This is a genomic window from Stenotrophomonas maltophilia (genome assembly GCF_002799155.1).
GTDB classification, from domain to species: Bacteria; Pseudomonadota; Gammaproteobacteria; order Xanthomonadales; family Xanthomonadaceae; genus Stenotrophomonas; species Stenotrophomonas maltophilia_R.
In genome coordinates, this window is record NZ_NERD01000002.1 from 3,766,976 (window position 1) to 3,787,612 (window position 20,637).

15 protein-coding genes are annotated in these 20,637 nt (G+C 68.0%); 6 read left to right on the forward strand and 9 right to left on the reverse strand.

What is annotated here, in order from left to right:
- Window positions 1-45: 45 nt before the first annotated feature.
- Window positions 46-1,266, forward strand: a complete 1,221-nt coding sequence (locus B9Y82_RS17975) for an RtcB family protein (RefSeq protein ID WP_100474620.1) — start codon at window positions 46-48, stop codon at window positions 1,264-1,266.
- Window positions 1,267-1,360: 94 nt separating this feature from the next.
- Here the strand turns inward: B9Y82_RS17975 and B9Y82_RS17980 are convergent, their stop codons facing one another.
- Window positions 1,361-2,266, reverse strand: coding sequence for an NAD(P)/FAD-dependent oxidoreductase (locus B9Y82_RS17980; RefSeq protein ID WP_100474624.1), 906 nt, complete (start codon window positions 2,264-2,266; stop codon window positions 1,361-1,363).
- Complete coding sequence (locus B9Y82_RS17985) at window positions 2,256-2,711, reverse strand: Rrf2 family transcriptional regulator (RefSeq protein WP_100474626.1); 456 nt, start codon at window positions 2,709-2,711, stop codon at window positions 2,256-2,258. Before B9Y82_RS17985 ends, B9Y82_RS17980 begins: the two co-directional genes overlap by 11 nt.
- Window positions 2,712-2,894: 183 nt before the next feature.
- Here B9Y82_RS17985 and B9Y82_RS17990 point away from each other — a divergent pair, with 183 nt between their 5' ends.
- Both B9Y82_RS17990 and dkgB read left to right on the forward strand, forming a co-directional pair.
- Entirely contained in the window at window positions 2,895-5,015 is a 2,121-nt protein-coding gene (locus B9Y82_RS17990) for a methyl-accepting chemotaxis protein (protein ID WP_100474629.1), read from the forward strand.
- A 258-nt stretch (window positions 5,016-5,273) separates the two neighbouring features.
- Window positions 5,274-6,083, forward strand: coding sequence for a 2,5-didehydrogluconate reductase DkgB (gene dkgB / locus B9Y82_RS17995; protein WP_100474632.1), 810 nt, complete (start codon window positions 5,274-5,276; stop codon window positions 6,081-6,083).
- Window positions 6,084-6,181: 98 nt separating this feature from the next.
- Here dkgB and B9Y82_RS18000 read toward each other — a convergent pair whose 3' ends face one another.
- A complete protein-coding gene (locus B9Y82_RS18000; protein ID WP_238381635.1) occupies window positions 6,182-7,978 on the reverse strand; it encodes an ATP-binding response regulator in 1,797 nt (598 codons plus the stop codon).
- A gap of 1 nt (window position 7,979) precedes the next feature.
- Window positions 7,980-8,336 (reverse strand): hypothetical protein, encoded by a 357-nt coding sequence (locus B9Y82_RS18005; RefSeq protein WP_238381636.1) that lies wholly within the window; start codon window positions 8,334-8,336, stop codon window positions 7,980-7,982.
- A gap of 358 nt (window positions 8,337-8,694) precedes the next feature.
- Here B9Y82_RS18005 and B9Y82_RS18015 point away from each other — a divergent pair, with 358 nt between their 5' ends.
- Window positions 8,695-9,471 carry a YdcF family protein gene (locus tag B9Y82_RS18015; RefSeq protein WP_100474642.1) on the forward strand — a complete coding sequence of 259 codons (777 nt, stop codon included), beginning with the start codon at window positions 8,695-8,697 and terminating at the stop codon, window positions 9,469-9,471.
- Here the strand turns inward: B9Y82_RS18015 and B9Y82_RS18020 are convergent.
- Window positions 9,434-10,135, reverse strand: coding sequence for an alpha/beta fold hydrolase (locus B9Y82_RS18020; protein WP_100474645.1), 702 nt, complete (start codon window positions 10,133-10,135; stop codon window positions 9,434-9,436). The two genes, B9Y82_RS18015 and B9Y82_RS18020, sit on opposite strands and share 38 nt — an antisense overlap.
- Before the next feature lie 98 nt (window positions 10,136-10,233).
- On the opposite strand from B9Y82_RS18020, the gene B9Y82_RS18025 reads away from it, so the two are divergent.
- Window positions 10,234-10,614 carry a YbjQ family protein gene (locus tag B9Y82_RS18025; RefSeq protein WP_100474648.1) on the forward strand — a complete coding sequence of 127 codons (381 nt, stop codon included), beginning with the start codon at window positions 10,234-10,236 and terminating at the stop codon, window positions 10,612-10,614.
- Window positions 10,615-10,638: 24 nt separating this feature from the next.
- Here B9Y82_RS18025 and B9Y82_RS18030 read toward each other — a convergent pair whose 3' ends face one another.
- Together B9Y82_RS18030 and mgtE are read right to left on the reverse strand one after the other, a co-directional pair.
- Window positions 10,639-13,365 carry a bifunctional acetate--CoA ligase family protein/GNAT family N-acetyltransferase gene (locus B9Y82_RS18030; RefSeq protein WP_100474651.1) on the reverse strand — a complete coding sequence of 909 codons (2,727 nt, stop codon included), beginning with the start codon at window positions 13,363-13,365 and terminating at the stop codon, window positions 10,639-10,641.
- Between the two features lie 83 nt (window positions 13,366-13,448).
- Entirely contained in the window at window positions 13,449-14,819 is a 1,371-nt protein-coding gene (mgtE, locus tag B9Y82_RS18035; RefSeq protein ID WP_100474654.1) for a magnesium transporter, read from the reverse strand.
- A gap of 345 nt (window positions 14,820-15,164) precedes the next feature.
- Here mgtE and B9Y82_RS18045 point away from each other — a divergent pair, with 345 nt between their 5' ends.
- Window positions 15,165-16,943: a monovalent cation:proton antiporter-2 (CPA2) family protein gene (locus B9Y82_RS18045; RefSeq protein ID WP_100474660.1), complete on the forward strand. Its 1,779-nt coding sequence runs from the start codon at window positions 15,165-15,167 to the stop codon at window positions 16,941-16,943.
- A gap of 74 nt (window positions 16,944-17,017) precedes the next feature.
- Here B9Y82_RS18045 and B9Y82_RS18050 read toward each other — a convergent pair whose 3' ends face one another.
- Window positions 17,018-20,350: an ankyrin repeat domain-containing protein gene (locus tag B9Y82_RS18050; protein WP_100474663.1), complete on the reverse strand. Its 3,333-nt coding sequence runs from the start codon at window positions 20,348-20,350 to the stop codon at window positions 17,018-17,020.
- Entirely contained in the window at window positions 20,343-20,603 is a 261-nt protein-coding gene (locus B9Y82_RS18055) for a YcgL domain-containing protein (protein WP_100474666.1), read from the reverse strand. Before B9Y82_RS18055 ends, B9Y82_RS18050 begins: the two co-directional genes overlap by 8 nt.
- Between the last annotated feature and the right edge of the window lie 34 nt (window positions 20,604-20,637).

A 20,637-nucleotide genomic window follows, 5' to 3' on the forward strand; every position in this document is an offset into this window, starting at 1 on the left:
GGCGCAGGGACGCGCCGCCGGCCCATCAAGGACAAACACGAAAACATGGACACTCAATACAACTATCAATGGCTGCACGCCGAGGGCACCACGCCGATCAAGGGCTGGGTCAACGGTGTACCGCTGGAAGCGCAGGCGCATGAGCAGCTGCGCAACATCGCCGCGATCCCGTTCGTCGGGCCGTGGGTGGCCGTGATGCCGGACGTGCACCTGGGCAAGGGCGCGACCGTGGGCTCGGTGATCCCGACCCGCGGTGCGATCATCCCGGCGGCGGTCGGCGTCGACATCGGCTGCGGCATGGCGGCGGTGCGTACCACGCTGCGCGCCAATGATCTGCCCGATGACCTGCGGCAGCTGCGCAGCAGCATCGAGCGCAGCATCCCGGTCGGCAACGGTCGCGGCGGCGAGCACCAGCGCATGCCCGACAGCATCCACACCCGGCTGGTGCAGTCGGGGCTGGCCGCCGGCCTGGAGAAGATCAAGGACAAGCACCGCCGGATCCGCACCGACAAGCTGGACCGCCAGCTGGGTACGCTGGGCGGCGGCAACCACTTCATCGAACTGTGCCTGGACGAGACGGATACGGTGTGGGTGATGCTGCACAGCGGATCGCGCGGTACCGGCAACCTGATCGGCACGTACTTCATCGAGAAGGCGCGCGAGGAACTGGCCCGGCGCGTGCTCGGCTTCCACCTGCCGGACAAGGACCTGGCGTTCTTCATGGAAGGCGAGCCGCTGTTCGATGACTACGTCGAAGCGGTGTCGTGGGCGCAGGACTACGCCCGGCAGAACCGCGAGGCGATGATGTCGCGGGTGCTGGCCGAGATGCGCCATCGGTTGCCGAAGTTCCAGCTGGCGGCGATGGCGGTGAACTGCCACCACAACTACGTACAGAAGGAGACGCACCACGGCCAGGAACTGCTGGTGACCCGCAAGGGCGCGGTGAGTGCGCGCGAGGGCGAACTTGGCATCATTCCCGGCAGCATGGGCACGCGCAGCTACATCGTGCGTGGCAAGGGCAACGCGGACAGCTTCCACAGCTGCAGCCACGGCGCCGGCCGGGTGATGAGCCGCGGCGCTGCGCGCCAGCAGATCACGCTGGCCCAGCATCGCGAAGCGACCGCGCACGTGGAATGCCGCAAGGACAGCGGTGTGCTGGACGAGTCGCCGGCGGCGTACAAGTCGATCGACGATGTGATGGCCGCACAGCTCGATCTGGTCGACGTGGTGCACACGCTGCGGCAAGTGCTGTGCGTGAAGGGATGAGGGAGGGGTGCCGGCCAAGGCCGGCACCTACCAGAGCAGCACGGCATGCCGGGGTCAGAGCCCTTTCTGCGAAAGGGATCTGACCCCGAGACGTTCAGCGCGGCACGCTGTCCTCGGCCACCAGCGCATGATGCACGCCGATCCCCGCGCGAACGCCCTCGGCAGTGGCGAGGGTGATGTTGCCGACCGTGGTCGCATCGCCTGCGGCATACACGTTCGGCACCGAGGTCTGCTTCATCATGTCGACCTCGATCAGCACGCCCAGCGGGCTCTCCGCCAGCGTGCAGCCGAGCTGCTGCACCAGCGGCGTGGCCATCGCCTGGGTGGCCGGTACGAACAGCGCACGCTGGGCGATGCGGCGGCCATCGGCCAGCTCCACTTCCAGCCAGGTCGGCTGGTCGCCCTGCACCCCCAGCACCGGCGAGGTCTCGATCTGCACGCCGCGCTGCTGCATGGCCGCCCGCTCCTCCTCGGTGATCGGCAGGCCCTGGCTGAAGAAGGTGACATTGCCCCAGTCGGCGAACAGCGGTGCTTTGCCGGCGGACATCGGATGGCCACCGAGCAGGCCGATGGCACCACCACCCACCTCATAACCGTGGCAGTAGGGGCAGTGCAGCACGGTGCTGCCCCAGCGCTCGGCCAGTCCGGGGAGCTCCGGCAGCTGGTCGGCGATGCCGCTGGCCAGCAGCAGCTTGCGCGCGGCCAGCACCTGGCCATCGGCGGTGCGCACTTCCACGCCCGCTGCGCTGGCGGTGGCCTGCACCGCCTCGGCCTGCACCCAGCGCACGCTGGGGTAATCCAGCAGTTGCTGGCGCGCAGTCTTCAGCAGCTCGGCGCCGCTGATGCCATCCAGACCCAGCACACCGTGCGAATGGCTGGCGAAACGGTTGCGCGGCGAACCGGCGTCGATGACGGTGACCGGGCGACGGGCACGGGCCAGGATCAGGCCGGCGGCGATGCCGGCATAGCTGCCGCCGACGATGAGCACATCAGGATTCATGGTGACCCTCCAGGGAACGGTGATGGGCGAGATGGCGGGCGAAATCGGCGCCGAGCTGGTCCAGCGTGGTCGCCTGCAGGCGCTGTTCGAGCAGCCGCTGCGCCTCGCGTGCGCCCTCCAGCAAGGCACTGTTGACCAGCTGCTGGATCGGGCAGCCGCCGCCTGGATCACGGCTACCGACCTGCACCAGCGGCGGTGCGCCCACCGCCAGGTAGATGTCATGCAGGGTGATGGCTGCGGCGTCGCGGGCCAGCTGGCTGCCGCCCCCATGGCCGCGGGCACTGTGCACCAGGCCGGCCTTGTGCAGCTGCGCCAGCAGGCGGCGGATCACCACCGGGTGGGTCGGCAGGCACGACGCCAGCTGCTCGGAGGTACGCGGGGCGGACTGGCCGACCAGGTGCGCCATCACGTGCAGGGCATCGGAGAGGGGATTCGCGGATTTCATGTAACAACAATAGTTACATTTAATCCAGCTGTCGAGGGTCCGCATTCGTTCCATATGGACACATTTGTCCTATGAAATAGTTTCTTCACATCGCTAAACGAAACGCGAATGTGATGAGTGTCGCACTTCAGTGCGCGGGCGACGGGTCGATACCGCAGTGCCCCTTCCCGAGAGTGCTTCCCCATGAATGCGTCTGTCCGTGCTCCGCGCCTGCAGTCCAAGCTGCTCGGCGCGGTTTCTGTTGGTCTGGCCGTGGTCCTGCTGTGCGCCCTGGCAGGCCTGGCCTTCGCCTGGTTGAAGGTGTCCACCGAGGTTCCACCCGAGGTCGCGCACAGCCGCGATGCCGAACGCCTGCAGCGTGAATTCCGCGGCCAGGTGCAGGAATGGAAGAACGTGCTGCTGCGCGGCCACGACGATGCCCTGCGCAAGCGTCACCTGGATGCCTTCGACAGCGAAGGTCGTCTGGTCGAGCAACTGGCCAAGGGCCTGGTGACCAGCCCGGACACGCGCACGCGCGAACTGGCGCAGGCGTTCATCGGCCTGCACGCGCAGCTGCAGCAGGACTACCACGCGGCGCTGCAGGCGTTTGCCGAGGCCAGCTACGATCCCGCCGCCGGCGACATCCTCGTGCGCGGCAAGGATCGCCCGGTGGCGGCGGCACTGGATGCGCTGAGCACGCACGCCACGCAGGTGGCCGAAGCGGCGCTGGCAGCGCGCTCGCAGCAGGCGCGGCAGACCCTGCTGCTGTGTGCGGCACTGACCGTGCTGGCCGCCGTTCTTCTGCTGATGGGCCTGGCCTGGTGGCTGCGGCGTGCGGTGGTGCAGCCGGTGCTGGCAGTGGAAGCCGCTGCGCGTGCAGTGGCCGCCGGTGATCTGCAGCACGTGGTGCAGGTGCGCAGCCGCGATGAGATCGGACGCCTCGCGCAGGCCATGCAGGCGGTGCAGTCCACGCTGCGCGGCGTGCTGGATGCACAGACCGCGATGGCGCAGGCGCACGAAGCCGGCACCATCAGCCATCGCATGGACGCCGGTGCCTTCCCCGGCGCGTTCGGCACCATGGTGGCCGACTGCAACACGCTGGTCGACGCGCACATCCAGGTCAAGATGCGCGCGATCTCGATCATGGGCCGCTACGCCGTCGGCGACCTCAGCCAGGACATGGAGCGCCTGCCCGGCGAGAAGGCGGTGATCACCGAAGCGCTGGACGCGGTCAAGCACAACCTCGGCGCGATCAACGGCGAGATCCGCCGCCTGGCCGAAGCGGCGGCCGCCGGTGACTTCAGCCAGCGCGGCGACAGTGCCCGCTTCGAGCATGATTTCCGCGCGATGGTCGAGGGCCTGAACCGCCTGATGCAGACCACCGAGCTGAACCTGGGCGAGGTCTCCAGCATGCTGCGCGCGATCGCCGATGGACGCCTCGGCGCGCGCATGCACGGGGATTTCCAGGGCGTGTTCGCGCGCATCGCCGGCGATGCCAATACCACCGCCACGCAGCTGGCGACCATCGTCACCGACATCAAGCACGCCTCCGGCAACATCCACACCGCCGCAGCGGAGATCGCCGCCGGCAACAATGACCTGTCGCGCCGCACCGAACAGCAGGCCGCCAACCTGGAAGAGACGGCGGCGTCGATGGAGGAACTGACCTCCACCGTGCGCCAGAATGCCGAGCATGCGCGCCAGGCCAACCAGCTGGCGATCGGCGCGCATACGGTCGCCTCGCACGGTGGCAGCGTGGTCGGCCAGGTGGTGGCGACGATGGGCGCAATCGAAACCTCGTCGCGGCAGATCGCCGAGATCATCAGCGTGATCGATGGCATCGCGTTCCAGACCAACATCCTGGCGCTGAATGCCGCGGTGGAAGCGGCGCGCGCCGGTGAACAGGGCCGCGGCTTCGCGGTGGTCGCCAGTGAAGTGCGCACGCTGGCACAGCGCTCGGCGGCGGCCGCGAAGGAGATCAAGTCACTGATCGAAGCCTCGGTGGAACAGGTCGGCCACGGCGCGCAGCGCGTGCGCGAGGCGGGCGACACCATGGCCGAGATCGTTGCATCGGTGCAGCGCGTGACCGACATCATGGCCGAGATCTCCGCCGCCTCGCAGGAACAGAGCGCGGGCATTGAACAGGTCAGCCAGACCGTGATCCAGATGGATGGCACCACCCAGCAGAACGCTGCACTGGTGGAAGAGGCCAGCGCCGCGGCGCGCAGCCTGGAGCAGCAGGCCAACCGCCTGATCGATGCCGTCGATGTGTTCGATCTGTCGACCACGGCGGCGGTGAAGGGCGAGCAGGCACGCGCGGCCTGATTGATCCGGTTGCCGGCCAGCGGCCGGCACTGCCATCGGAATCCGTGCGGACCAACGGTCCGCACCCACCATAGCGGTCGTGCCGGCCGCTGGCCGGCAGCGTCCGACGCCGCATGGGTGGCGCCCGACCGTTGGTCGGGCGATGGCAGGAATCCGTGCGTATACGGTGATGCAATGCACCGTTGCCGGCATGCACGCGGCTACTGGCCTACCCTTTGCCGGATGTTCCCGCCTCCCTCCCCTTCTGCTGGAGCCCCCATGACTGTCCCCGCCTTCGGTCTCGGCACCTTCCGCCTGAAAGACCAGACCGTGATCGACTCCGTGCGCAATGCGCTGGCGGTCGGCTACCGCGCCATCGATACCGCGCAGATCTACGGCAACGAAGCCGACGTCGGCCAGGCCATCGCCGACTCCGGCGTGCCGCGCGATGAGATCTACCTGACCACCAAGGTCTGGATCACCGCGTTCAAGCGCGATGCGCTGCTGGCCAGCCTGCGCACCAGCCTGGAAAAGCTCCGCACCGACCAGGTGGATCTGGCGCTGATCCACTGGCCTTCGCCGAACGACAAGGTCGACGTGCCGATGGAGGAGTACCTGGCCGCACTGGCCGAAGCCAAGGCGCAGGGCCTGACCCGTGAGATCGGCATTTCCAATTTCACCGTCGCGCAGACCCGCAAGGCGATCGGCATCCTCGGTGCCGATGCCATCGCCACCAATCAGATCGAAGTCCATCCCTACCTGCAGAACCGCCTGCTGGTGAAGTTCCTGCAGGACAACGGCATCCACGTCACCGCCTACATGAGCCTGGCCTATGGCGAGGTGATCAAGGACCCGGTGATCCAGGCCATTGCCGGCCGCCACCAGGCCACCCCGGCGCAGATCGCGCTGGCCTGGGCGCTGCAGCAGGGCTTCTCGGTGATCCCGTCATCGACCAAGCGCGAGAACCTGTCCAGCAACCTGGAAGCGGCGGCGATCCGCCTGACCGACGAAGACCTGGCACAGATCGCCAGGCTCGACCGCGGCCACCGCCTGGCCAACCCGGAAGGCATCGCCCCGGCCTGGGATTGATTCCAACGACGGCGCGCAACGGCCCTGGTAGGCGCCGGCCTTGGTCGGCGCAGACGTCTGATCGATCGATGAAACATCGTGCCGACCAAGGTCGGCACCTACCGGAAGCGCCCCGCCGCCGGAATGGTTGGAACCTGGTCCTGCACAGTTGCACCCGAACCACCGCGTCCTGCAACACCGCGCAACATGTCCAGCACGTCGTGGATATCCAGTGGCTTGCATAGAAAACCGGCAGCCCCCAGCGCACGGGCTCTTTCAATCACCTGTACCCGCGTATCCGCGCTCATTACAAGAACCGGTGGCGCGCCGGGGACCCTGGCCACCGACTCCAGCACCTCCCATCCGCTGCAGCCCGGCATGTGCAGATCCAGCAGCACCACATCGGGCCCGAGTGCCTTGATCACTTCCCGCGCATCGTGGCCATCATGGCGGGAGCTCAGGCGATGGCCGGCGCTCTGAAGCAGGCGTTCCACCACGTCACGGTTGGTTTCCACATCCTCGAACAGCAGGCAGTGCAGCGATCGAACCGACGCTGCGTGTGACTGAAGAAGCTGTTCAAGGGAAGGAAGAGGGTCCACCTCCGAGGTGGAGGCCACCGTGAAGCGCCACACGAACGAGGCACCGCCTGCTTCACTGCGGCCCACGCTGATCGTTCCACCCATGGCATCGGAAATCAGCCGCACGATGTACAGCCCCAGCCCGACACCCTGCTCGCAGCGTGCCTCGCCCTGGCTGAGCTGTACGAATGGCGAGAAGATCATCTCCAGATCCGCGCCATCGATCCCCGTGCCGGAATCGCAGACCTCGATCTGAAGCTGCCAGTCGTCGCCCGATGGGACGGCATCAATGGATACCCACACCTCGCCCGCCATCGGGCTGAACTTGATGGCGTTGCAGACAAGATTGGTCACCACCTGTTCGATACGGCCGCCGTCTGCCAGCATCCATACATCTGGCTCGCTCCCATCCATCTGCAGAAGTACGCCCTTGTCGGCGGCCGCGGGCATGCAGGTTGCCTGCACGCCTTCAATGAGCGACCGCAGCGAACAAGGATGAAGCCGCAACCGCAACCGACCACCATCGATGCTGGCTACGTCCAGTACATCATCGATGCGGTGCCTGAGCGCCTGCGCCTGTCTTGCGACCGTCGCCAGTGCATGCCGTTGGGCCGTACCCACCGTACCCACCTCCAGCAGTTGGATCCCACTGATGATGGCGTTCAGCGGCGTTCGCAGCTCGTGGCTCATCGTACTGACGAATCGGCCCTGCGCCTCACGCGAAGCAATGGCGCGCAGCGCTATGTCACGCATCGCGGCTACCAGCGACGCTACTACCAACGGCAACAGGATCGTCAATGCCAGCGCGTAGGCCAGGTAGGCGGGTCGAGAGACCCAATAGCCTTCAGGCGCGGCCCACAACAATGCCAGCGCAGTCGATGCGATCGCGGGAGCAATTGCCCTGCGGCCATACACCGCGGTGGCGGAGATCACGAGGAAAGGCAGGGCTGCATTGAGCGTCATCAGCAGGATGAACGCCGCGTCCACCTGGATCGCAACCATTGCCAAGCTGAGCAGGAGGCCTACCCCATCGCACCAGCGGTGCCAGCGCTCCATGCAGAGCCTTGCAAGGAGTGCCCATGTCACGGATACCACAAGCAGTGCAACGGCCTCCGGCAACACGCGGGCCGCCTCATTGGCCAGAACCGGCTGCGGACCATCCACCCACAGCCAGCACCACAGCACCACCAGTGCCTGCAGCAGCACCCGGAATCCGCTGGCGCGTGGCTCCTGCAGGCACGACAGAAGCCAAGCCAGGCGGTGCATCTCCAGCGCACGGGCTGCCTGCAGCAACGCTGCCGGTGCAAAGGCCTGCGAGGACACACGGGGCTCGTTCACGTCAGCCCCCTTCCATCAGGAAATGCGTCGTCGCACGATGCAGAAGACGCTGCGCAGACAGCGCCAACGCGCATGCCCGCCGCCGCACAGCGCACGCTTCTGTACCCGAGCGGAGACAGTCACTCAGCGCGTCGCAGGCTTGTGCAACCCCGGCGCTGCCCAACGCCGAGGTAACACTCTTCAGGGCATGCAGGCGCGCCAGCTCCTGCTCCATGCCACCGAAGGACTCTTCCTTTGCCTTGCTCATCCATTGCGAGATCGCCCCGTCCAACGCCGCGGTGAATGATGGCAAGTGGTGAGGTGATGTTGCCGCAATGAGACAGAGCATCGAGCCCTCTCCGAGCTCGGGTCGTTCCATGGCGCGCGACCCCGGGTTCAGCCCAACCCGTGAATTCAAGCCTTGCATTGCCTTCCCCCGTCTATCGCATTCAACACCTGAACGAGCCCACTCCAGCGCCCGGTTGCGCCTGACCATAGACTTCAGGCGTCAGCATGCAGGACTCACGAGCTACTGCATCCGCTGATGGATCTGTACGAAGAACTGCGGGAAGCCGCCACCCAGCAGATACCCTGCGGCAATCGCGAGCATGATTCCGCCTACGATGACAGCACATCGGGTCGGGAGTGAAAGTCGCTTCAGGTCCATGGCATCCAGCATGTAGGCAACGATCTCTCCATGCCATCGGAATCCTTTCAAACTTCCCCTATGGACCACCATGCTGACATTGACACTTCTCCTGCTGCTTTCATGCGGCGCGCTGGTCCTGAAACGACGCCTGCGCAGTGCCGCTCTCCTGGCGACGCTTCCGCTGGCCATTGCAGCCAGCGCCAGCACGCCCATCACGCAATGGCTGCTGGACCGTGCGCAGGACACGCCGCTTGTCACTGAACATGCGCTCCATCCGCGCACTGTGATCGTAGTGCTGGGTGCTGGCATCGATCACGATGCCCGTGGCCCCAGGCCCGGGCTGGCCGGTTATAGCCGCCTGATGAGGGCTGCACAGCGTTACCACGAATGCGACCGCACGGGGGAAGTCTGTACCGTGCTTGCCAGCGGAGGCGTCACTGCCACGGGCGATGCCGCTGAGGCCGATGTCTACGCAAGGGAACTGATTGCCCTGGGCGTGCCCACCGAGAAGATTGTCCGCGAGCGTGCCAGCAGCAACACCTGGCAGAACGCCAGAAACAGCAGTGCGATCATCGGGCGCAACAGCTCGCGAGTGGTGCTGGTGACCTCAGGCCTGCATCTCACGCGGAGCCTGATCTACTTCCGTCACTTCGGTGTCGGGGCCGAGGGCCTGCCCAGTGACCACCTCCGTGCCACCCGTGGGTGGTTGCCCTCCACATTCAATCTACTGCTGGTGGAAGTGATGCTGCATGAGCGTATCGGCGTTCTGCGCTACCACGTCTACAACTGGATGGGCTGGAACCAGGCGCCGGCTGGACCGGATGCAGTCACTTCTGCAGCAACCACCCGCGCATCGCCGCACTGACCTCGTCCGGTTTTTCCATCGGTGCCAGGTGCCCGCAATCAGGCACCACCACCAGCTGCGAGTGCGGCACCATCGCGTGCATTTCCTCGCTCACCGCCAGCGGGGTGATGCGATCGTTCGCGCCGCACACGATCAGCAGCGGATCGCGGTAGCCGGCCAGCACATCATGGCCATCGCGGCGTTCCAGCGCGCTCTGGCGCAGGAACACGTCCGCGCCCAGGCGGGCGGTCATGTCGCGCACACGCTGCACCAGCACGTAGTCATCCAGCCGCGAAGCATCGATGTAGCTGCGCATCAGCACATCACCGAAGCCGTGGAATTTCCCCGGCAGGCGCACGCTGGCACGTTGGCTGCGGCGCTGCTCGGCCCGCTCGGGTGAGTCGGCGTGGATCGAGGTGTCGATCAGCGCCAGCTGCAGCACCCGCTCCGGCGCGATGCGCAGGATCTGCTGGGCCACGAAACCTCCCAGCGAGAAACCAGCCAGCGCAAAGCGCTCCGGTGCCTGCGCCAGCACGTCTTCGGCCACCGCCTGCAGGGTCTCGCCACGGGTCTGGTCGCCCACGGTGCAGTCGGCGATATCGGCCAGGTCGGCCAGCTGCGCGCGCCACAGCTCGGCGTCGTTGAGCAGGCCGGGCAGCATCAACAGGGGAATACGGTCGGTCATGGGGGTATTGTCGCGCCAGCGCGGTGACGGAACCATGCCGCAACGGGCGGTTGCGTTGTAGAGTCAGGCAAGCTCGACCCTACAACACGGACGCGACCATGGCAGACCCCTACAACAGCGGCACCTCTTCTCCGCCGGCACTGCGCTTCGACGATGCGCTGGTCACCACCGCCTTCGAGCTGCCCGGGCACCGCGTCGTGCGCAACCTCGGTGTGGTACGCGGCATCACCGTGCGCTCGCGTTCGATCGTCGGCAACTTCCTGGGCGGCATCCAGACGATCTTCGGCGGCAACATCACCATCTACACCGAGCTGTGCGAACAGGCCCGCGAGGAAACCTACCGCGACATGGTCAAGCATGCGCGGCAGCTGGGTGCCAACGCGATCATCGGCATGCGCTACGACGCCACCGATGTGATGACCGGGCTGACCGAGGTGCTGTGCTATGGCACGGCGGTGGTGGTGGAACCAATGCGGTAGGACCGGTGCACCGCCGAGCGCGGATCACGCCGCCGGCGGCACTTCAGGCACCTCGACCTGCTGCACCGGCAGGGTCACCATCATCACCGTCGGGTCGTCCGGGTCCAGCTTCGTCTTGAAGCCCAGGCTCTGGCACATCGCCAGCATGGTGCTGTTCTCGCGCAGCACTTGGCCTTCGACCACGTCCAGGCCCAGCCACTTGGCATACTCGATCATGATCGCCATCAGGCGCCAACCGATGCCGTGGCCCTTCAGGTCCGAGCGGATCAGGATGCCGTACTCGCCACGGTGATAGTCCGCGTCGGCGTGCAGGCGCACTGCGCCCAGCATTTCCCCGCTGCGTGGCTCGATCGCCACCAGTGCGATCGAGCGTGCGTAGTCGAGCTGGGTCAGGCGCGCGATGAACTCGTGACTGAAGTGCTTCACCGACTGGAAGAAGCGCAGGCGCAGGTCCTCGTCGCTGACACGGGCGAAGAACGCACGGAACAGTGCGTCGTCTTCCGGCCGCACCGGGCGCACGAAGGCACGGCCGCCATCGGACAGTTCGATGGTGCGCTCCCACTCCTTCGGGTACGGGAACACCGAGAAGCGTGGGTGGCCGCGGCCCTTGTGCAGGATGCGCGACGGCGCCACCGCCACGCGTGCGTCGAGGGCGAGGATGCCCTTGCCGTCGACCAGCAGCGGATTGATGTCCAGCGTACGCACTTCGGGAATGTCGGCGGCCAACTGCGCCAGCTTGACCAGCGCCAGCGCCAGTGCGCGCTCATCGGCGGCGGGCACATCGCCGTAGGCCTTGAGGATGCGCGAGGCCCGGGTCTGGCCGATCAACTCGTGAGCCAAGCGTAGATCCAGCGGCGGCAGCGCCAACGCCTTGTCATTGATCACTTCGACGGCAGTACCGCCACGGCCGACCACGATCACCGGACCGAACGTCGCGTCATCGGCGATGCCGACGATCAGTTCGCGCGCCTTCGGGCGGACGATGGTCGGCTGTACCAGCAGGCCATCGATGCGCGCATCCGGCCGCAGCTGGCGTGCGCGCGACAGGATCGCGTTGGCCGCGCTCTGCACCGCCGGCAGCGTGGACAGGTTCAGGCGCACGCCATCCACTTCCGACTTGTGCGGAATATCCGGCGAGAGAATCTTCAGAGCAACCGTGGCACCGCGTTCCAGCAGCGGCTGCGCCAGGTCCATCGCCTCGTGCGCATCGCGCGCGTGCATCACCGGCGCGGAGGGAATGCCATAGGCCTTGAGCAGTTCATGGGTGGCCAGCGGGTCCAGCCACTGCTGGCCGTTGGCCAGTGCGGCATCGACCAGCGTGCGTGCGGCGGCTGTGTCGACGCTGAAGTCCTGCGGCAGGCTGGGCGGCGTTTCCATCAAGGCGTTCTGCGCTTCGCGATAGCGCACCAGGTGCTGGAAGCCACGTACGGCCTCGGCCTCGGTCGGGTAGGTCGGCACCCGTGCTGCGTTGAGCGTGGCGGTAGCCTGGTCGTCGTTGCCCAGCCACACCGCAAACACCGGCTTGTCGCGATGATGGCGCGGGCGCAGGCCGAGCGTGCGGGTGAGCGCCTGCGCGGCGTCCGCCGATGAGGTGAACGCGGTCGGCACGTTGACCACCATCACCGCGTCATTCTCATTGTCGGCCAGCAGCGCTTCGATGGCCGCGGCGTAGCGGTCACCATCGGCGTCGACCACGATGTCGACCGGATTGCTGCGCGACCAGCCCTGCGGCAACGCCGCGTCGAGCTTCTCGATGGTGCTGTCGGACAGGTTGGCCAGCGTGCCACGCAATGCGATCAGCTGGTCCACGGCAAGGCGGCCGACACCGCCACCGTTGCTGAGGATGGCCAGGCGGCGACCGGGGAAGGTGCCCAGCCGGCCCAGTGACTCGGCGGCGGTGAACAGCTCGTCCAGCGCCCCCACGCGCAGCAGGCCGGCGCGGTTGAAGGCCGCCCCGTACACATCGTCGGCGCGGGCCAGGGCCTGCACATGGGTATCGCGGCTGCCTGGCTGCACGCGTTCGGCGCGGCCGGACTTCACCACCACCACCGGCTTGGCGCGTGCGGCGGCACGCGCGGCCGACATGAACTTGCGCGCGTCCTTGATCTGCTCGACGTAGAGCAGGATGGCGCGGGTGCGGTAATCGGTGGCGAAGTAGTCGAGCAGGTCACCGAAGTCGACGTCCATCGTGTCGCCCAGCGAGACCACGGCGGAGAAGCCGACCGAGCGCGCCACGCCCCATTCCACCAGCGCAGCGGCAATGGCCGAGGATTCGGAGATCAGCGCGAGGTCGCCAGCCTGCGGGAAGTGCGCGGCGATGCTCGCGTTGAGCCGCGCATGCGGTGCGATCACGCCCAGGCAGTGCGGGCCGAGGATGCGCAGGCCATGCTTGCGGGCCACCGCTTCGACCTGCGCCGACGGCGAACCCGGGCCTTCGCCCAGGTGCGCGGTGAGGATGATCGCCGCCTGCACGCCACGCTCGGCGGCAGTGCGCACCACCTGCGGCACGATCGCCGCCGGTGCGGTGATCACCACCAGGTCGGGCACCCAGTCCAGGTCCTTCAGCCGCTTGACCGTGCGGATGCCATCGATCTCGGCATGCCGCGGATTGACCCACGCCACCTTGCCGGGAAAGCCGGTGCCGCGCAGGTTGCGCATCACTGCACGCCCCGCCGAGCGCTCACGCGGGCTGCCGCCGATCACCGCGACCGACTGCGGACGGAACACGGACTGCAGGTGGTAGGTACTCATGCGCCTACGGTACCCAAAAAAGGGGACGGAGGGGATTAAGTCGTTTGTGCACAAACGACTTAATCCCCTCCGTCCCCTTTTTGTTACAGCAGCGTGCCGTGCAGGATCATCGCGGCGATGCTGAAATAGATCACCAGCCCGGTAACGTCCACCAGGGTGGCCACGAACGGGGCCGAGGCGCTGGCCGGGTCGAAACCAAGCCGCTTGAGGATGAAGGGCAGCATCGAGCCGGACAGCGAACCGAAGGTGACGATGCCGACCAGGGCCGCGCCGATGGTGATCGCCAGCAGGATCCAGTGCTCGCCGTAGTCATGCAGGCCACCCAGCTGCCAGATCACGATGCGCACGATGGCCAGGCAGCCGAGGATGGCGCCCAGCACCATGCCGGTCGGCACTTCGCGCAGGGCCACCTTCCACCAGTCGCGCAGGCGCAGTTCACGCAGCGCCAGGCTGCGGATCAGCAACGAGGTGGCCTGCGAACCGGAGTTGCCGCCCGAACTCATGATCAGTGGGATGAACAGGGTCAGCACCACCGCACGCGCCAGTTCGTCCTCGTAGTGCTGCATCGCGCTGGCGGTCAGCATCTCGCCCAGGAACAGCACGCTCAGCCAGCCGGCGCGCTTGCGCAGCATCTCGAAGAAGCCGATCTGCATGTACGGCTTGTCCAGTGCTTCCATGCCGCCGAACTTGTGCGCGTCCTCGGTGGATTCTTCGATCAGCGCATCGAGCACGTCGTCCACGGTAACGATGCCGAGCATCTGCTGCTGCGCGTCGACCACCGGGATCGCCAGCAGGTCGTGGCGGCGGATCAGCCGCGCCACTTCTTCCTGGTCCATCAGCGCGTCCACCGTTACCGGCGGATTGACCTGGGCCACGTCCAGGATCGACTCCTCGGGCAGGCCGGTGATCAGCCGGCGCATGGTCACAACCTGCTGCAGCTGCTGGCTGGCCGGCTCCAGCACGTAGATCGCGTACACCGTCTCGCGGGTGCGCTCGACCTGGCGGATGTGCTGCAGGGTCTGCGCCACGGTCCAGCTGGCGGGCACCGCCACGTACTCGGTGGTCATCAGCGCACCGGCAGTGTTCGGCGGGTAGCTGAGCAGCTTCTGGATGGCCTGGCGGGCATCGGTGCCCAGCAGTGGGATCAGCCGCGCGCGTTCGTCCTCGTCCAGCTCGTGGACGATGTCGGTGGCGCGGTCGTCGGCCATCAGGCCCAGCAGAGCCGCAGCCCGCGCCGGCGGCAGCGCGGCCACCAGCTCGCCGCTGCGGTGCAGCTCCGGCGCTTCAAGCATCTTCACTGCACGCGGCAACGGGAGCGCGGCCAGCGTTTCCGCGGCGCGGGCCAGTTCCAGCGTGTTGAGGAATTCCACCGCGTCGGCGGTGTTGTAGTTCGCCAGCGGTGCGGCCAGTGCGGCGGCATCGGCCACCGGGCGCAGCAGTTGCTTCTGGTTCATCGGTTTTGCCTTGTGGGGTGCGACCTCGCGCAACGCCAACGCAGGCAAACCGTCCCGATGTCAGGCGGTGGCCATCGCTGGCGTCGAACGAGGTCGACTTCTACTGTCGCTGGACATGGGTTGGGGACTCCGGGATGCGTGTGCCGACGGACGCGCCGCCAGCGGCGGGCAGTCTGGACCGGTGGGCCATGCAGGTCAACCCGGCAGCCTTGCGCAGGGCGCCTGCCCGGCAGGTTGTTCTCGTGCATACACAGGCCGGCGCGCATAATGACGCGGTGGCACTCGCCACGCCCTCCCCCACCCGAACGGACGCACAGCGGGCTCTCCCGATGACCAGGTACTCCCATGCATAGCGGTGGTCTGGAACTGGCCCTGGTGCTGCTGCTGGCGGCGGTCATCGCCGTGCCGGTGTTCAAGAAGTTCGGCTTCGGCGCAGTGCTGGGCTACCTGGCGGCCGGCGTGGTGCTCGGCCCGGACGGGCTGGGCTTCGTGCAGGATGCCGACCGCATCCTTGGCGCCGCCGAGATCGGCGTGGTGATGCTGCTGTTCGTGATCGGCCTGGAGCTGTCACCAGCACGCCTGAAGGTGATGCGGCGCTCGGTGTTCGGTGCCGGTGCGGCGCAGGTGGCGCTGTCCGGGCTGGTGCTGGGCGGCCTGCTGCTGCTCGACCATTTCCAGTGGAAGAGCGCGCTGGTGGTGGGCGTGGCACTGGCGCTGTCGTCCACCGCAGTCGGCCTGCAGCTGCTGTCCGAGCACAAGGCGATCAACAGCGACCATGGCCGGCTGGGCTTCGCCATCCTGCTGTTCCAGGACCTGATCGCGATCCCGCTGCTGGCGGCCATCCCGCTGCTGGGCGGAGTAAAGAACGAGACCCTGCGCTGGGAAGACGCCGCCGTCGCGCTCGGCGCGCTGGCCGTGGTGATCCTGTGCGGGCGGCCGGTGCTGCGCAAGGTGTTCAGCATCATCGCGCGCACCCGCAGCCCGGAGGTATTCACCGCTACCGCGCTGCTGGTGGTGCTGGGCACCGCCTGGTTCATGCAGGAGGCCGGCCTCAGCCCCAGCCTCGGCGCGTTCCTGGCCGGCGTGCTGCTGTCCGATTCGGAGTTCCGGCACGAACTGGAGGCGCAGATCGAGCCGTTCAAGGGCCTGCTGCTGGGCCTGTTCTTCATCGCGGTGGGCATGGGCATCGACCTCGACCGCATCGCGGCCGAGCCCTGGCTGATCGCGGCCGGCGTGGCGATCCTGCTGGTGGTCAAGTTCAGCCTGCTGTACGTGATTGGCCGCATTGCAAAGCTAGGGTCACGGCAGTCGCTGCTGCTGGGCAGCGTGCTGTGGCTGGGTGGCGAGTTCGCCTTCGTGGTGTTCAACGAAGCACAGCGCGCGCACCTGCTGGGCAACGCCAACCATGACCGGCTGGTGGCGATCGTCGGCCTGTCGATGGCGATCACACCGCTGCTGATGATCGCGCTGCTCAAGCTGCTCGGCCGGGAGAAGGCGGTGCCGCACCAGGCCGCCGAGGCGGACAAGGTGGCGCCGGACAACCGGCCCAAGGTGCTGATCGCCGGCATGGGCCGCTTCGGCCAGGTGATCGCGCGCCTGCTGACCGCGCAGAAGGTGCCGTTCGTAGCGCTGGAGGCGAACCCGGACACCGTGGCCGACCTGCGCCGCTTCGGCAACCAGCTGTACTACGGCGACCCGACCCGGCCGGAGATGCTGCGCGCAGCAGGCGGCGAGCACATCGATGTGTTCGTGATCACTGTGGATGACCCGGAAACCAACCTTCGCGCAGTGCGCATGGTGCGCCGGCTGTACCCGGACGCAAAGGTGCTGGCGCGTGCACGCAACCGCCAGCACGCGTGGCGCCTGATGGACATGTCGGCCGAACCGTTCCGCGAAGTGTTCGGCACCAGCCTGGAAATGAGCGGGCGCGTGCTGACTGCATTGGGTGTTGCACCTGAAGTGGCCGAACGCCACGTGCAGCGCTTCCGTGAGCACGACGAGCAGCTGCTGCGCGACCAGTACCTGGTCTACGACGACGAGGCCGCGGTGATCCAGACCTCGCGCGATGCACGCAACGACCTGATGCACCTGTTCGAGGCCGACGCGGAGAGCGACGACAAGTAGGCGTGCCGACCAACGGTCGGCACCCACCACAGATTGCGGTAGTGCCGGCCGCTGGCCGGCACCATTTCCAGGGATCAGCCGTTGTCGCGCAGGAACCGCGCCATCGACGAAACGCCCGGCACGCGCGGTTCGAACTCGCCAGCAACGTCAATGAAACCACGCATCACCGCGATCTCGCGCGGGCTGCGGTTGAGGCTGTCGCGCACTTCCGGATCGGCGCCGGCGCGCAGCAGGCGCTGCACCAGCAGCGGCAGGCCATGCAGCGCGGCCAGATGCAGCGGGCCGAAGCCGCGCGGATCGCGCACGTCCAGGCTGACGTCCTCGTCCAGCAGGCGCTCTACCGCCGCCATCACCACCTGCTCGTCGCAGGCGGTGCCCGGCTCGGCACGGGCGCCCAGCAGCAGCAGCAGCGGCGTGACCGAACCGGCCGCGGCCTGGTCCGGTTCGGCCCCGGCCAGCAGCAGGGTGTCGAGCAGGGCCAGCAGGCGCGAACGGTCGCGGGCACTGAAGCCGTACAGCGCAGCACAGTGCAGCGGCCCCAGCTGCTGCGCATCACCGGCATGCACGTCGGCACCGGCGGTGAGCAGGCGCGCGACGATGTCCGGCAGGCCCAGCGCCGAGGCCAGCATCAGCACGGTCACGCCGCCCGGCAGGCGGTGCTCCAGCTTGGCGCCGGCATCAAGCAGGGCCGAAACGATATCCACCTGGCGCATGCTGACCGCCGCCGACAACGGCGTCGCACCACTGGCAGCGGCGTGCTGCGGATCGGCGCCACGCGCCAGCAGCAGGTCGGTCACCGCCAGGTGGCCGCCACCGGCCGCACGCAGCAGCGCGGTGCAGCCCTGTGCGTCGACCGCGTCGACGGCAAATCCCAGATCGATCAGGCGGCGCACCGCGTCCACATCACCGGCCATCGCGGCAGCCGGCAGATCGGCCTCGCGCAGGGTACGGCGCGGCAGCGGCCACACCCGCCAGTCGAGCCAGTCGGCCAGGTCACGGCGACCAATCGACAGTGCGACGCCCAGCGGCGTCTGGCCATCGGCGGCGCGTGCTTCCGGCGAGGCGCCGTGCTGCACCAGCAGCTTCAGCGCACCTTCGCGGGCCAGCGCGGTGGCCAGGTGCAGTGCGGTCATGCCATGGCTGTCGCGCGCTTCGCGATCGACACCGGCCTTGAGCAGGGCCAGCTGCAGGCGCAGCCAGCCCAGGCGCACCGCCAGCGACAACGGCGGGTCACCGGCCGGCGACGCGGCGAACGGATCGGCGCCACGCTCCAGCAGTTCCAGCGCCAGCTGTTCCAGGCCACGCGCGGCCTGGTCGTGCTGCGCGCAGGCGGCCAGGAACCGCGCCAGGCCGCCGCGGCCGGCTGGCGACAGGCCACGCTGCAGCATCACCTGCAGCGCGGGCACCGCATCGATGCCGCGCGACAGCAGCGCGAACATCGGCGTGTCGGCGCAGGCATCGCGCACGTAGGGATCGGCGCCGTGGGCCAGCAGCCAGTCGACCGCACGCGGTTCCAGCGCCAGCTCCGGATCGAGCAGCAGGCCACCCAGTTCCTCCGGCTGGCACAGCTTGGCCAGCGCGGCCATGCCTTCGGTGTTGCCGAAGCCAAGTGCCTCGCGCAGCAGGGTCAGCGGCGGGCGGTCCGGCAGCAGGCCGCTGGCGCTGGCCGCTTCGCCGCGTTCGGCCAGGCCATCACTGACGGCGGCCGGCAAGGGATATGACGGGTCCAGCAGGGCGACGATCGCCCAGCGGCCGGCTTCGGCGGCATAGTCCACCGCGCGGCGACCGAGCGGATCGGCGGCATCGGCGGCGATGCCCAGCTCGACCAGGCGCTTGATCAGCAGCGGTGAGACATCCTCGGCCATGGCCGCCAGCTGCACCGCATTGCGGCCTTCGCCGTCGACCGCGGCCAGGTCCGGCTTGTGCGGCAACAGGTGCTCGACCACCGCGGCTCGGCCGGCACGGGCCGCTTCCAGCCACGGCGTGCGACCCAGTGCATCGCGCGCCTCCAGATTGGCACCGGCGCCCAGCAGCACGCCGATGATCTCCACGTGGCCGGCCAGCGCCGCCTCGTGCAGCGCACTGCGACGCTGGCGATCACGCGCGTCGGCCCGTGCCTTGTGCTTGAGCAGCAGCTGCACACCGGCCGGATCGTCGTCTTCGGTGGCGGCGGCGGCCAGCAGCACCGGCGTGCCTTCGGCCGGTTCACTGCGCGCACCCCGCTCGAGCAGGAAGCGCGCCAGGCGCCAGTTGCCCACCTGGCAGGCCACCGCCAGCGGCGACCAGCCATCGCGGTTCAGCGCATCGACTTCGGCGGCGGCATCGCGCAGCAGCGCGGCCACGCCCGGGTCGGAACTGCGGGCTGCATGGTGCAAGGGGGTGTTGCCGTCGCTATCGGTCGCGCGCGAATCGGCGCCGTTGGCGAGCAGGGTCATCACCGCTTCGGGGCGGCCATGCCAGCTGTCGCGGGTCGCGGCCAGCAGCGGGGTCATGCCCCGGTGCGGACCGTTCACATCGACACCGCGGGCAATCAATTCGCGCAGCAGGCGCAGGTCCGGCAGCACTGCGGCCAGTACTGCCAGGCTGCGCTGGTCGCGCCAGTTCGGGTCCGGCAGCGCATAGGGATCGGCACCGGCCTGCAGCAGCTGCAGGGCACGGTCGATGCGGCCATGGCGGGCGGCTTCATACAATGCCGGTGTCAGTTCCTGTGGCGCCATGGCCTCCAGCGGCGCGGTTTCGGCCGCAGCGGGGAACATCGGTTCGTGTTCACTGCTGGCCGCTGCACTGGGGCGCAGCGACACCAGCGGCGCCGGCGCGACCCGCTGCAGCATCAGGTGCAGCACAGGCGACAGCAGCACGACCGCCAGTGCGGCGGGCCAGCGCGCGCTTTCCGGCAACAGGCCCGGCCAGGCCGGCAGCACCACCAGCGCGGCCAGCGCGATCACCAGCGCCGCGACACCGAGACCACGCCAAGCGGTCAGGTCGCGCCCGGCCAGCGCCTGCCAGTGCTGGGCCAGGCTGCCATCGAGGCGTTCAACGTCATTCCACAACGGCCAGGTGCGCCAAGCCGCCAGCAGGCCGGCACTGACCAGTACGCTCAGGCCCAGCACCGCCGCCAGGCTGCCGCTGTCGCGCAGCGCCGCCAGTGGCCAGGCCAGCAGCAGCGCCAGCAGCAGCGGTGCGGCGGTCCACAGCGCCAGCAGCGCGGGCAGGTCCTGGCGTGCGACCACCTTCAGCGGCAGCAGCGCGCGGCTGCGACGCCACCACGACACACCCAGCGCGAACGCTGGCTGCGCCAGCGCGGCAAGGATGGCACCCGGGACGCCGCCCACGGCGGCGCCCAGCGCCAGCACGGCACCCACGGCGAACGCGATCGACAGGACGCGTGGACGGGAGGCGTCAGTCATAGTGCCGCGGCATCAGGCTGGCCACCGACGGCGGCACCTGCAGGTAGAACCCACGTTCGCTCATTTCGCTGCGGACCTTTTCAGGATCGGCCTGGGCCAGGCGGCGCTGGGCATCCAGGGCCACCTCCAGGACGAAGGTGAGCGACCCCAGCGAGGTGAGCAGCGGCGCGGGCAGCGTGCTGAAATCATCGCGTCGGGGAACGTAGACGTAGGTGTCCGGCTTGAGTTGGCTTTTATAGACGTAGGCGTGCATGTCCGCGGGACGATAACCCGGGAAGAGCCATGAT

Excerpts from the sequence above, each read along its gene's own strand:
- B9Y82_RS18025 (WP_100474648.1), top strand. The coding sequence starts at position 10,234 with ATGGCAGACCCCTACAACAGCGGCACCTCTTCTCCGCCGGCACTGCGC.
- B9Y82_RS17990 (WP_100474629.1), top strand. The coding sequence starts at position 2,895 with ATGAATGCGTCTGTCCGTGCTCCGCGCCTGCAGTCCAAGCTGCTCGGC.
- mgtE (WP_100474654.1), bottom strand. The coding sequence starts at position 14,819 with ATGAACCAGAAGCAACTGCTGCGCCCGGTGGCCGATGCCGCCGCACTG.
- dkgB (WP_100474632.1), top strand. The coding sequence starts at position 5,274 with ATGACTGTCCCCGCCTTCGGTCTCGGCACCTTCCGCCTGAAAGACCAG.
- B9Y82_RS18055 (WP_100474666.1), bottom strand. The coding sequence starts at position 20,603 with ATGCACGCCTACGTCTATAAAAGCCAACTCAAGCCGGACACCTACGTC.
- B9Y82_RS18050 (WP_100474663.1), bottom strand. The coding sequence starts at position 20,350 with ATGACTGACGCCTCCCGTCCACGCGTCCTGTCGATCGCGTTCGCCGTG.
- B9Y82_RS18005 (WP_238381636.1), bottom strand. The coding sequence starts at position 8,336 with ATGGAACGACCCGAGCTCGGAGAGGGCTCGATGCTCTGTCTCATTGCG.
- B9Y82_RS18015 (WP_100474642.1), top strand. The coding sequence starts at position 8,695 with ATGCTGACATTGACACTTCTCCTGCTGCTTTCATGCGGCGCGCTGGTC.
- B9Y82_RS18020 (WP_100474645.1), bottom strand. The coding sequence starts at position 10,135 with ATGACCGACCGTATTCCCCTGTTGATGCTGCCCGGCCTGCTCAACGAC.
- B9Y82_RS18045 (WP_100474660.1), top strand. The coding sequence starts at position 15,165 with ATGCATAGCGGTGGTCTGGAACTGGCCCTGGTGCTGCTGCTGGCGGCG.
- B9Y82_RS17985 (WP_100474626.1), bottom strand. The coding sequence starts at position 2,711 with ATGAAATCCGCGAATCCCCTCTCCGATGCCCTGCACGTGATGGCGCAC.
- B9Y82_RS17980 (WP_100474624.1), bottom strand. The coding sequence starts at position 2,266 with ATGAATCCTGATGTGCTCATCGTCGGCGGCAGCTATGCCGGCATCGCC.
- B9Y82_RS18030 (WP_100474651.1), bottom strand. The coding sequence starts at position 13,365 with ATGAGTACCTACCACCTGCAGTCCGTGTTCCGTCCGCAGTCGGTCGCG.
- B9Y82_RS17975 (WP_100474620.1), top strand. The coding sequence starts at position 46 with ATGGACACTCAATACAACTATCAATGGCTGCACGCCGAGGGCACCACG.